We start from the raw sequence: 13,264 nt of genomic DNA, 5'->3' as shown, positions 1-13,264 counted from the left end.
AACAAAAATAATATTATTTCCGCTATAAAATAGCCTCTGATGGCAGATAAATCACTTCCCTTTACGCCATATCCGTTCTGCCCATCTGCCAACAAACCAAAATGACCCCGCTAATAGAAGAAAGAAAATCGTACGGTTGATATTATCCCAAAGGTATTCCACGAAACGGGTATAGAGGTTCAGGATAAAGAAAACAAACCCTATGTCGCGCGAAGCATGGTCTTTTGTCTTCATCCCGTACAACGCCAATCCCAACGAAAGCAAAATAGCGAGAATTCCCCAATAAAGGATATGGTATTGGCGAACCTGCGTCCAAGCATCGAAATCACTGTAATTTCCAAAAATAGAAAGGCACCACAAAGCGATCATCGTGTACAACAGCCCAACGACATAGCTTGTTGATTGAAATGGTTTCAGTGGCTTTATTTTCTCCTGTCCCCATAGCGCAAAGGTGGTCAAAAGCAATCCGAACAACGTAAATCGTAGTGGATAATTCATACCCCAAAATTTAAATCCCCAATTGCTGTGATGTGCGGTTTCAGTTCCAAACCAAATACCGAGTGCCACCAACGTAAATACCCAGATCAGTTTCGAATTAAGTTTGACGGATAAGACACCATATATAATAATTGACAAAAGGAAAAAGAGCGTATAATGACTTGTTGTCCTATCCAGTACCTGACCTAGAAAACCTATGCACGCAGCTGTTGCAAAGGAACCTGCTAGCATAAGGGTTTCATTGGAAAACGTTTTCTCGGGATATCGTTTTTTGTTTCGGAAGCCCAAGAAATAGAAAAGCACAGCGAGTCCAGCAAAAAATAGGCAAAAAACGATATTAGGCGTTTCATAAAAGCGTTCCACAAAACGAATCAATGCATCATCCGCGAAAAGCGAAAATACAGCAAAAATGAGGGAAACTAAGGCTATCCAAAACGCATAGCGCGCCAAATGTTTCCATTCGAACGCCCTTTCGTCGATGGTCTGCTTTAACTCTTCGATTTTGCTAGTTTCCAGCAAACCAGATGTCTGCCAATGGTCAAGTGCATTTTCAACGACATCTCGTTCCTGTTTTGTCAAATCCAGTTTTTTCACACGCTGCTTTGTTTTTATGCAACCAAGGTACAAATTACCTGGCAAAAAAATTATGTTATCTATTCCACCTTGATAGCTGATTACTAGTTAGTGACTAAAAATTCAGTACCTTTGTACCTTGCAAATTCAGGACACACAATATGAGCTCTATTAAGCAGCAAAACCATATAGATTTAGGAGAACAACATGAAATTGAGGTATTTGGTGCACGTGTACACAACCTTAAAAATATCGACGTGCGTTTTCCGCGCAACGAATTAGTCGTGATCACCGGGCTTAGCGGGAGCGGCAAATCTTCTCTAGCCTTCGACACCATTTATGCCGAAGGCCAACGTCGTTACATGGAAACCTTCTCCGCTTATAGTCGACAGTTTCTAGGCGGAATGGAACGTCCCGACGTAGACAAAATATCGGGATTAAGCCCCGTTATATCCATTGAACAAAAAACAACAAATAAGAATCCAAGGTCGACTGTAGGAACCATCACCGAGATATACGATTTCCTTCGATTGCTATATGCGAGAGCAAGTGAGGCATATTCTTATGTCACGGGCAAACTCATGCAGCGGATGTCAGAGGAGCAGATTGTCGATCGGATATTGGCAGAGTTCAACGACGAACCGATATATATTCTAGCGCCTATTGTCAAGGGCCGTAAAGGACATTATCGTGAGCTTTTTGAACAAATTCGTAAACAAGGCTATACCAAAGTGCGCGTCGATGGCGAAATTCTGGAGCTCACGCCCAAAATGCAGGTTGATCGCTATAAAATACACGACATTGAAACGGTGGTGGACCGTCTATACGCAAGCGAAGGAGATAAAAAACGGCTATATACATCGGTGATGCAAGCCATGAAGGCAGCAAAAGGTATTATCAAAATTGCGAACAAGGACGGACGGGAGCACTTTTTCAGCCGCTATCTTATGGACGCAGAATCTGGCATTTCCTATGATGAACCGCAACCGAATACTTTTTCTTTCAACTCTCCGTATGGCGCTTGCCCAAAATGTGATGGACTCGGCTATATATTCGAAATCGACAAAGACACGGTTATCCCGGATAAAAAATTGAGCATACAAAAGGGCGCCATCTTGCCACTAGGCCCATCGCGTGACTCTTGGACATTTCAAGTGGTAAAAGCGGTGGCCAAGAAACTCGATTTTTCCTTGACCAGTCCTATTGAGAAACTAAGCGAAGATCAACTGGATACGCTTCTCTTTGGAGGAGAAGAACCCCTAAGCCTTGCCGTCTCTTACGGAAGTTATGGGACACGCGAATACAAAATACAGTTCACGGGTATCTTCGATATGTTGGAAGAGATAAATGGAAGAGGCTCAGACGACGCACTCGTCTTAGAAGATTTCCGAACGAAAGTTATGTGTCCGTCCTGTAGCGGAGCTCGTTTGAAACAGGAATCGCTCCACTTTAAGATAGATCAGAAAAATATCGCTGAACTAGCAGGTATGGATATCAGCAGCTTGCAAGATTGGTTTGAAGGCATAGAAGCCCGTCTCAACGAACGTCAGAATACCATCGCGGCCGAAATTTTGAAGGAAATCCGCGCCCGGATTGGCTTTCTCTTGGATGTAGGATTAAGCTACCTAACTTTAGATCGCTCGTCCAAAACCCTTTCCGGTGGTGAAGCCCAGCGTATCCGATTAGCGACGCAAATAGGCTCTCAACTCGTGAATGTTTTATATATCTTGGACGAACCGAGTATCGGACTACATCAACGAGACAACGAACGATTGATTAATTCGCTGAAAAACCTGCGCGATATCGGTAATTCCGTATTGGTAGTAGAGCATGATAAGGATATGATTCTACAAGCTGACTACGTGATTGACATGGGACCAGAAGCGGGCGTACACGGTGGACGCGTTGTCACGCAGGGAACGCCAGAAGAAATCATGAAGGCAGACTCGTTGACCGCTAGTTACTTGAACGGACAGAAGGAAGTTGCTATCCCCGTTAAACGACGTAAAGGCAATGGCAAAATATTATCCCTTAAAGGCGCAGCAGGCAACAATTTAAAGCACGTGAACGCCGATTTCCCATTGGGGAAATTAATTTTAGTTACTGGTGTATCCGGTTCTGGAAAATCCAGCCTTATTACGGGCACACTCTACCCTATCCTGAACAAGCACTTTTTTCGTGCAAAAAGCACCCCACTACCTTATAAAAAAATAGAAGGAATTGAGCATATCGACAAGGTTATCGAAATCAACCAAAGTCCGATAGGGCGTACACCACGCTCCAACCCATCAACTTATACGGGGGTATTCTCCGATATCCGTACGCTGTTCGTACAATTACCGGAAGCAAAAATTCGGGGCTACAAACCCGGGCGGTTTTCCTTTAACGTTAAAGGAGGGCGTTGCGAAACCTGCCAGGGAGCGGGTATGAAAATTATAGAGATGAACTTCCTGCCAGATGTACAGGTTCCTTGTGAGACTTGTCACGGCAAACGATACAATCGCGAAACATTGGAAGTTCGCTATCGCGGAAAGTCTATTTCCGATGTCTTAGACATGAGTATTGATGAGGCAGTGGATTTCTTTGAAAACATCCCTTCCATTTATCGGAAGATTAAAACTTTACAGGATGTAGGATTGGGCTATATTACGTTAGGTCAATCGTCTATCACACTTTCGGGAGGAGAGGCGCAACGCGTAAAACTCGCTACAGAGTTGTCAAAAAAAGACACGGGCAATACTTTCTACATTTTAGACGAACCTACAACCGGTCTTCATTTTGAGGATGTCAATGTTTTACTAGGTGTCATCAACCGTTTAGTAGACCGAGGAAACACGGTATTGATTATCGAGCACAATCTGGATGTTGTGAAAACAGCCGATTGGGTAATCGATATGGGACCAGAGGGCGGAAAAGGGGGCGGGCAATTGATGTTTGCTGGATTACCGGAAGATCTTATCAAACAAAAAGGGAACGAGACGGCTAGGTTTTTGAAAGCGGAGATGAGCTGATCATCACCATCTCCCGCCTGCGCCTCCTCCTCCTGATGAACCGCCACCAAAGCTTCCTCCGCCTCCACCACTAGATCCGCTACCACCAGAACTACCGCCGCCGGAGCTTCGCACTTTTTTCGGGACAATTCGCGTACCTTTATCTTCTTTATGCTTACAATGTAGGCAATGGTCATATACCTCTTGCAAACCACTACTACTATAGGTAGCTCGTTTTAAGATCTTTCCCTTCTTTCCCTTTTCGTAGGTTCTAAACCCACAAACCGGACACACCGAAAACTGCTTTTTCCCATTCCAACCAATTATCTTTTTCTCACCAGTTTGCCTGTTAATCCATATTTCGTATGAACGGGAGCGAATATCCTCTTCTTTCAGCTGTCCTTCGCTGAGGTAAGCTTTTACTTCACGCACCTTAACATCATCTCTATTTATACGTTCCCAATTTCCCGAGTCATCCGGTGGGACGAAACGTGTACGACTGTTTTTCCATTTCCGCATCCCGTTAAAAAAACTAAAGAGCATCAATGGACTTAATAAGTAGGGAATAAACGTAGCATACCGGAATCTCCGTAACGCATCCAGCCTATTTTTTTCATCCCGATAGCCTTTTTTAATTCGATCCGAAACTTCGAAAATTTTCATCATCACAACATAGCTCCCCCACAACGCTAAGACATACGGAAGTACCGATATCTGGAACATCCGATTCATATCGTTGATGACAAAAGCAAAAATCAGCATGATAAACAACATCGTGAATACGGTGCCCAAACCACCGAGAATAATATAAGCAAACCAACCACTACAGCCTTTTTTTTGTTTCCGTAGACGGTTCTTAGACACTGGATTCTTAACCCATTTCTTGCCAGCGCCCCCCACCCAGTAATACAGTCCAACGTATAATACGATAACAAGCAACGCATTCTTCAAATGGACATTGCGCAAACTAAAAAACGGTGTCGCTTCTGGCATCATCCGGCGCAATTCTGCTTTCACATCAGGAGCCATCAAAGCTTGCTGAATCGCTTGAGATGCTTCCAACACACCGTTGTCATAATTCGCTGCCCGGAAATGAGGAACAAGGTATTTCTCACCAATACGATGCAAATACACATCTGGAAAGATAGCTTCCATGCCGTATCCGGAAATAAACCGATATTCCCTCCTATCCTTGGCTACAAATAATAACAAACCATTGTTTTGTCCGTGCTTCCCTATTCCCCATCTGTTGAACAGCTTCAGTGCAAATTCGAAAACATCATATCCTTCAAAATCATTAACCACGACAATAGCATATTCTACACCGGAAGTTTTATCAATCCCTGTAGAAAGGTTGTTTAACGCTCGTACCGTTGGGGTAGATAACACCGCATCAGGATTGCTAACGTAGAAATCCTGTCCAGCTTCCTTCGGGCTAGGCAGCGACTCTACCGTATATAAATGTTGAGCAAAACCACTGGGAACAAATAATATGGCCAGAAATAAAAAAAGAATATCCCGCCGACACAATGGGACAAACTGTTTCATAAGCTTATATATTTATTCGAATATACAATTTTTGGTCGAGAACAAGCCCCCGGAACCCGAAGACCTCATCTTGAGATAACCGAGTTTGCGAGTTCACCAAAGGTAATCACGAGTCACGACACATAAAATTTTCGTAACTTTGCTCTTGTATGTCAGATATTATACAGTTACTGCCTGATTCGGTTGCTAATCAGATTGCTGCAGGAGAAGTGGTACAACGACCGGCTTCTGCGGTAAAGGAACTTATTGAAAACGCGATCGATGCAGGCGCGGATAAAATTAAACTTATCGTTAAGGACGCTGGAAAATCCTTCATACAAGTTATTGATAATGGTTGTGGTATGAGTATCACTGATGCCCGTCTTTGCTTTGAAAGACATGCAACGTCCAAAATACGCCAAGCAGAAGATCTATTTGCTATCCGTACGATGGGCTTTCGAGGAGAAGCCCTAGCCTCGATAGCCGCCATTGCACAGGTAGAGCTTAAAAGCCGACGCGTTGAAGATGAACTCGGCACAATTATAGAAATCGAGGGTTCCAAAGTAATCAGTCAACAACCCGAAGCGCTTCCCTCAGGCACAAGTATCGCAGTCAAAAATCTTTTTTATAACATTCCTGCCCGTCGTAATTTTTTGAAAAGCAATTCGGTAGAAATGCGTCATATTATTGATGAATTTCAACGTGTCGCGTTAGCGCATCCAAGTATATTTTTCAGTATGCACAGTGATGGCCATGAACTTTTTCATTTGCCGTCCGAGACTTTGAAACAACGAATAGTACATCTCTTCGGAAATAACTATAACCAACGTCTTGTGCCCGTAGAGGAAGACACCACGATTATCACGGTTAGCGGTTTCGTTGGTAAGCCAGAATTTGCAAAGAAAACCCGTGGCGAACAGTTTTTCTTTGTCAATAAACGTTTTGTCAAAGATCCATATCTCCACCACGCGGTCATGAATGCCTACGAAGATATTCTTCCGGTAGACACCTACCCTTTGTATGTTCTATTTATTGAAATAGACCCGTCCAAAATCGACATCAATGTTCACCCAACCAAAACAGAGATTAAGTACGAGGATGATAAGGCCATGTACGCGATTCTACGGTCGACAGTTAAACGCTCGTTAGGCCGTTATAACATTACGCCGACATTGGATTTCAACCAGGAAACAAGTTTTGCAAACCTCATTACCAATAAACCACTAGAAGAAATTCAAGCACCGACGATTTCTTTTAACCCGAATTTCAATCCTTTCGAGGAGACGAATTCATCTTCTGCGAGTTCCCGGTCTTCCAGTTATGCCGCAGGGCTTGAGAAAAAATCCGGTATTCCGCAGAACTGGGATTCTTTATATCAAATTACACAAAAGGACGTTTCCGAGCAATTATCTTTACACGAGGAAGAGAAAACTTTTTCGGGTGTATCGGCGGGAGAACGCACATCCTCGTCTCCCATTTCTGCCGACACTATTAAACAATTTTTTCAGTTGCACAACCGGTTTATTGTATCACAGATTCATTCCGGTTTTATGCTGATAGATCAGCAGGCTGCCCATGAACGAATCTTGTTTGAACATTACATGGAATTATTAGAAAACCACCAAGGTAGTAGCCAACAGAGCTTGTTTCCGCAGACGGTAGAACTGAATCCAGCCGATTATGCATTAATGGAAGATATTCTTCCTGAAATTCAAACTTTAGGTTTTCAAGTTCGACCTTTCGGGAAAACGACATTTATTGTCGACGGTATTCCTGCTGATTTAGGACAGGGCATCAACGAAACACAAATTTTGGAACAGCTTTTAGAAGATTTCAAAAACAATAAAGACGAATTACAACTTAATAAAAGAGAAAACTTAGCACGTAGTCTTGCGAAAAATGCGGCCATTAAACCGGGAACAGCGTTAGACAATCAGGAAATGTCTGAATTGATAGACAAACTCTTTGCTACCCAATCACCGAGTATATCGATACACGGTAAGCCGATTGTGGTTACGATTACCTTGCAAGAACTCATGGAGCGATTTAATAAAAACTAAGTATTTACGACCTACGAAATAATATATGAACAACCTCTTTTCGAATTTGACCCCTGTAGTTAAAAACCTGCTCATCATTAACGTGGTGTGTTTTATTGGCTCTGCGATTTTTTTGCAGGCACCTCGATTTTTTGGTGTGTACTATCCAGATTCACCTTTCTTCCATATATGGCAGGTAATCACGTATATGTTTATGCATGGTGGATTTGCACATATTTTCTTCAACATGTTTGCACTGGTGATGTTTGGGCCCATTATCGAACAGGTCCTGGGTTCTAAACGTTTCATAAATTTCTATTTAATTTGTGGCCTTGGAGCACTTGTATTACAATATGGCGTGCAAGCGGCGGAAGTTTATAACATCGTCGGTACTGTAAGGGCCTCCGAATTCATCCGTTTAGACATGTTCAACGAAACGATCAGTAGCAGTCTTCCTATATCGCAGGATGAATTAGGCACATTAGGTGCTATCTATGGTACACCGCTCGTTGGGGCCTCTGGCGCAATATACGGCTTATTGCTGGCCTTTGGCTATCTGTTTCCAAACATGTCGCTCTATCTCATGTTTATCCCTATTCCTATAAAAGCGAAATTTTTTATTCCGATTTTAATTTTAATTGAGATATATTTAGGCTTTTCAAATTCCGGAGGATCTATTGCTCATTTAGCCCATGTTGGGGGAGCGTTGTTCGCCTATATCCTTCTTAAAATATGGCGTGTTAGAAGAGGAAGTATGTATTAAAGAATAGTGTGACTGATGAAAGAGAGTGTTTTAAAAACTTTTTGGCGTGATACTTACCAGAGTAAGTCTCCCATCCCTTTTATCATATCGGTACAAGTTGTCATCTTCGTACTCATTCATCTTTTTGACCTTTTGAAAGAGGTCAATCTCCTTAAACTATCATTGTATGATTATGCCGTTGACTATTTAAGCTTACCTTTATCGTTTAGTCAGTTTCTGAAACAACCTTGGTCCATCGTGACCTATCCTTTTCTTTATACCGGATTGTTGCAATTGGTATTCGATTGTTTATGGCTATATTGGATGGGCAATATTTTCTTGAATTTTCTCAACAGAAGACAATTCCTATTTCTCTATATTAGCGCGACCCTTTTAGGAGCCTGCATTTATTTAGGTCTTGGCTTTATACCGATGCTGCAAAACAGCGTGCAGCTCTCATTCCGCACCTCGACACTTGCATTGGGGGCTTTGGTAGCCTCTGTTGCAACGTTAGCGCCTCGTTACGAAGTGCGATTGCTCCTGTTGGGTACAATTTCCTTGAAAACCATCGCCCTTGTATATGTTTGTATAGAACTGGTTTTTACAGGTCTGATGAACAAAGCCGGAGGCGCCACCTTTCTAGCGATGGCGTTTTGGGGCGTCTTATTTATCCGATCGCTGCAACAAGGAAATGATTTTAGCAAATTAAAACTAGGAAGACTGACAAAAAAGTCGAAGATGAAGGTCGTGCACCAAAGCAAAAACGCTTCTGTTAATTACAACAGTTATCGACACATCTCCGACCTTCCCAACCAAGAGGAAATTGATGAAATTTTGGATAAAATTTCCATAGGTGGCTATGAAAGCTTAACTTCACGGGAGAAAGAAGTGCTATTCAAAGCAAGTAAGGATGATACGTAGTCATGGCAAGGAGGATTCTCTTCAGAAAAAATCTAGGTTTCTTCAGTAAAGCGATATTTATATGCAATATGGTTGCTGTATTGTTCTTGATTTTGAGCTATGCAGCTTCGTTCATAAATCCTAAAACGGTTTGGTTGCTCCCTTTCTTTGGTTTAGGCTACCTCCCTATCTTAATAGTCAATATCGGCTTTATATTGTACTGGTTACTGCGCCGTCCGGTGTACACGCTCTATACCTTGATTCCCGTTCTTCTCGGCTGGAATTTGCTTACCCAACATATAGGTTTTCGTCCTAAGATCTCGAATTCGGCTAAAAATGAACAAGATATACGCGTCATGAGTTTCAACGCACACCTCTTCAACGAAGTAAATAAGGTTCCCTCTACAACCATCCGGAATGAAGTTGTATCGCTTATAAGCAACATAGACCCAGATATCCTTTGCATGCAAGAATTCTTTACAAAGATAAAAGGCACCAAACAAATGAGCGACCGTATTCTGGCGGAAAGCGGACTTCAAGATTATTTTTTTGAACCAGCAACCAAAAGTGAACATGAGGGTTACGGGCAGGTCATCTTTTCCAAGTATCCCATTATCCATTCGGGTACCATTACCAAAAATGAATATGGCATTAACCGCATTACCTTCGCCGATATTGTAAAGAACCAAGACACTGTCCGCGTGTATAACGTACATTTACGCTCTTTTGGGTTACAAACGGAAGACAAAGAGTTTATCCAGAATCCGTCCGCTGCGCCAAGTGAAGAACATGCCACCACACGCGTCGGCCGAAAATTGAAGTATGCTTTTGAACGTCGAAGCCGACAAGCAGAGGCGCTCCGCGATCATATTATGGCAACACACCACCCAATTATTATCATGGGCGACTTCAATGACACGCCGATGTCGTACAGTGTAAACCTCATCGGAAAGGGAATGAAAAATACCTTTCAGGAAAAGGGTCAGGGATGGGGCGTTACCCATTACGAGATGCTTCCACTTTTTCAAATCGACTATATCTTCTGCAGCCCACAGTTTCACGTCGAAAATTATCGGATAATCAAGCGAGAGCTTTCCGATCATTACCCCATTTTTGCGGATATTAGATTGTGAACGAATCTCTATGGGCCTATTATTATTTCCGAAGACAAAAATAACTAAATTTTATACAGTAAGCTTTTTGCTGCTTCTTAGTATTACCATGGTCAAGGCGAGCCAAAGCCTGGTACCAGCAAGACCGGACGACACCAGCACAGTTAGCCGGTTGAATGCCAAAGCGCTGGCATTTTGGTCTTCAAAACCAGATTCTACCATCATTTTGGCAACAAAAGCATTGGAGCTAAGTACAAAACAAGATGATTTGGTCGGCCAGATGCATGCTTTACGAAACCTAGGTATTGGCTATTACGAAAAGGGCGATTACAGTGAGGCCGTGCAGTCGTACAAAGATGCAATAGCACTGGCAGAAACGTTGGATGACGAGAGCTATAACGCGCAGATCAGAAGCAATTTATCTATGCCCTACCTCGCATTAGGTGCGCACGATGAAGCGCTGGAAAACCTATATATAGCCTTAGAGATTGCGGAAAGAAACAATTTCACCAATACGATAGCACATGCAAACCATAACATCGGCATGGTCTATCACTATCAATTCAAAAATGACCAGGCTATAGCTTTTTATGAAAAAAGCCGACACCTATACGAATCCAACGGCGACACCACACGCTCTACTTTCATACTGGGAAACATAGCACATCTTTATCTAAAAAAAAGCGATTTCAAAAAGGCCAAAGAATTCTACCTACAGTCGCTAGCACTAGCCGAAAAAAATGACAATAAAAAGGCTATGGGAAATGCTCTTCAGTCTCTAGGAGCTTTCTTTATGGAGCAAAAAGATACCGAAACCGCGCTACATTATTTCTTAAGAGCTAAGGAAACGCTAGAATCGACAGGAGAGCAAACCGAATATCTCCGACTGCTGGATAATCTGGCGACCTGCTACCTAAAAGTTGGAGATACGGATACCGCCTACGCTTATGCTGCAAAAGCTAACGAATTGGCAACCCAGCAGCAACAGTTCTATTATATCCAAACATCAGCCCAACAACTGAGCGATTTGTATGAAAAAAAGGGGAACTATCGAATGGCCATGCATTATCTAAAAAAAGCAGCCTTGGCATCGGATAGCCTCTACAGCCGACAAAATAGGGAGGAGCTCGTTCGCATGGAAGAAAAATATAAATACCAAAAAGATTTAGAGCAAACTTCTTTTTTACACAGCATGCAACTAAAAAGGAAAAACCAGTGGTTATATGCTGCCATCGTGCTCGTATGCATACTGGTTATCATTGCCTTGCTGTTTGCGAGCAATATTCGACAAAAGCGCAGGACAAATCTTATACTGAAAGAGACAAACCTTTTTTTTGAAGAACAGAACGCCAAGCTAGAAGCATCCAATCATTTTAAAGAACAGTTGATTTCTTTGGTTGCGCATGATATCCGCCATCCTATAGCCAGTCTACAAAACGTACTGTCCCTTTTTGAAAACAAACATTTGTCACCTACAGAAATCCAACAACTGATGTCCTCCTCGCATAAAGATGTGAATAACTTGATTTCTCTCATTGACGATTTACTTTTGTGGGTAAAGCTACAGCTTAATTACACGCAATTACAAAAAACAAGCTTCTCTATACAAGAGGTGTTACAATCCATCGTCGAACTGTATCAACAGAAAGCGCGCCATAAAAATATCAAATTAATAGTAGAACCTACGGTAAACATTCAGGTATATGCAGATAAAGAAGCTATAGTCACTGTCATTCGAAATTTAGTTGATAACAGCATAAAATTTTCGAATCCTGGAGGGAGCGTCCGTATCCGCACGACATTAACAACTAGTGATGGCCGTGTAACAATTCATATATCGGATACCGGCATAGGCATGTCGACAGAGACAATCGAAAAACTATTTACAACGCCCAACTACGCCCGCCGACTTGGCACTAATAATGAAGAAGGGTCAGGTTTAGGACTACAGATATGCACACACTACCTTCAATTGAATAACAGTAAACTATTTGTCGAAAGCATCCAAGGACGAGGAACAAGTTTTTGGTTCGAAATTGATACTGTAGAACAGTTCTAAAAAAATCAAATCAACTCGTTATCCCGAGCGTAGGTTAGCATCTGTGCAATAGTTTGCACATTGGCCTTCGCCATCATTTTTCTACGATGGGCGACAACAGTGTGCGGACTTAAGAACGTTTTGGCGGCTGTTTCCGCAATACTATTCCCTTGTGCGAAGTACTTTAGTAATTCGATTTCCCTAGGCGTGAGGGTCGCGGTTCGTTCGCTTCGTTGTATTAAAAACGGCTCAAACTGAGGATCAACATATGCTCTTCCTCCTTCGACAGTTTCTACGCATTTAACAAGATCCTGAATACCCGCAGATTTACTAAGTATCCCATTCGGTCTATACTGCAAGATATTTCTAATGACATTAGGTGCAATCGCACTGGTTATAAATATAATCTTCGCTTGCCTATTTATCCTCTTAATATCACTTAATAAGGAGAGTCCATTAGTTTCTGGCAGATAATAATCTAAAAACACATAGAGCTTCTGATTACCAAAAGATTGGAGGAAATCAAAAAATTCATCCGCTTTGCTGAAAGAAGAAACGACGTCAAAAGCACCGAACCTTTGCAACAATAACGCAAAAGAATCCGCAAATAATCGGTGGTCATCCAAAATGACAGCATGTGTTAATTCTTTCATAAACTGAACAAATATCCTTATTTTATACCTATGTTTTCCTAACACAGTCTATACAATTGCCAAATGTAAATTTTCATCTACAAATACTCCACCAACCATAACATGGTTTTGTTATACAGCATTAAAATCATAACAAATTCATGCTATCCATGACTTTCCCCATATAAATCTTCGTTTTAAAACAGCGTAATT

At 42.0% G+C, this 13,264-nt stretch carries 9 protein-coding genes; 6 read left to right on the top strand and 3 right to left on the bottom strand.

Translation table 11 applies throughout. The features are described from left to right. Nucleotides 1-51: 51 nt before the first annotated feature. On the bottom strand, nucleotides 52-1,092 hold the full coding sequence (locus C5749_RS11335; RefSeq protein WP_105726113.1) for a DUF2157 domain-containing protein: 1,041 nt from the start codon (nucleotides 1,090-1,092) through the stop codon (nucleotides 52-54). 140 nt (nucleotides 1,093-1,232) lie between these two features. Here C5749_RS11335 and uvrA point away from each other — a divergent pair, with 140 nt between their 5' ends. Continuing rightward, entirely contained in the window at nucleotides 1,233-4,082 is a 2,850-nt protein-coding gene (uvrA, locus tag C5749_RS11330) for an excinuclease ABC subunit UvrA (protein WP_105726111.1), read from the top strand. Nucleotides 4,083-4,085: 3 nt separating this feature from the next. Here the strand turns inward: uvrA and C5749_RS19540 are convergent, their stop codons facing one another. Continuing rightward, a complete protein-coding gene (locus C5749_RS19540) occupies nucleotides 4,086-5,609 on the bottom strand; it encodes a TPM domain-containing protein (RefSeq protein ID WP_146113740.1) in 1,524 nt (507 codons plus the stop codon). Between the two features lie 149 nt (nucleotides 5,610-5,758). On the opposite strand from C5749_RS19540, the gene mutL reads away from it, so the two are divergent. The 5 genes from mutL (at nucleotide 5,759) to C5749_RS11300 (ending at nucleotide 12,440) form a co-directional block, all read left to right on the top strand. Continuing rightward, a complete protein-coding gene (mutL, locus tag C5749_RS11320) occupies nucleotides 5,759-7,648 on the top strand; it encodes a DNA mismatch repair endonuclease MutL (protein WP_105726109.1) in 1,890 nt (629 codons plus the stop codon). Nucleotides 7,649-7,673: 25 nt separating this feature from the next. Then, the gene (locus C5749_RS11315) at nucleotides 7,674-8,390 is read left to right on the top strand and encodes a rhomboid family intramembrane serine protease (protein ID WP_105726108.1); all 717 of its coding nucleotides are present in this window, start codon (nucleotides 7,674-7,676) and stop codon (nucleotides 8,388-8,390) included. Between the two features lie 15 nt (nucleotides 8,391-8,405). Then, nucleotides 8,406-9,290 (top strand): rhomboid family intramembrane serine protease, encoded by an 885-nt coding sequence (locus tag C5749_RS11310; protein ID WP_105726106.1) that lies wholly within the window; start codon nucleotides 8,406-8,408, stop codon nucleotides 9,288-9,290. Between the two features lie 2 nt (nucleotides 9,291-9,292). Then, complete coding sequence (locus C5749_RS11305) at nucleotides 9,293-10,402, top strand: endonuclease/exonuclease/phosphatase family protein (RefSeq protein WP_105726104.1); 1,110 nt, start codon at nucleotides 9,293-9,295, stop codon at nucleotides 10,400-10,402. 88 nt (nucleotides 10,403-10,490) lie between these two features. After that, nucleotides 10,491-12,440, top strand: a complete 1,950-nt coding sequence (locus C5749_RS11300; RefSeq protein ID WP_181151366.1) for a tetratricopeptide repeat-containing sensor histidine kinase — start codon at nucleotides 10,491-10,493, stop codon at nucleotides 12,438-12,440. A gap of 5 nt (nucleotides 12,441-12,445) precedes the next feature. On the opposite strand, the gene C5749_RS11295 is transcribed toward C5749_RS11300, so the two are convergent. Next, nucleotides 12,446-13,072, bottom strand: a complete 627-nt coding sequence (locus C5749_RS11295; RefSeq protein ID WP_105726100.1) for a response regulator transcription factor — start codon at nucleotides 13,070-13,072, stop codon at nucleotides 12,446-12,448. Nucleotides 13,073-13,264: the final 192 nt, after the last annotated feature.

The sequence above is a fragment of the Sphingobacterium gobiense genome (genome assembly GCF_002980575.1).
Taxonomy (GTDB): Bacteria; Bacteroidota; Bacteroidia; order Sphingobacteriales; family Sphingobacteriaceae; genus Sphingobacterium; species Sphingobacterium gobiense.
This window is presented reverse-complemented; position numbering and strand designations above follow the sequence as displayed.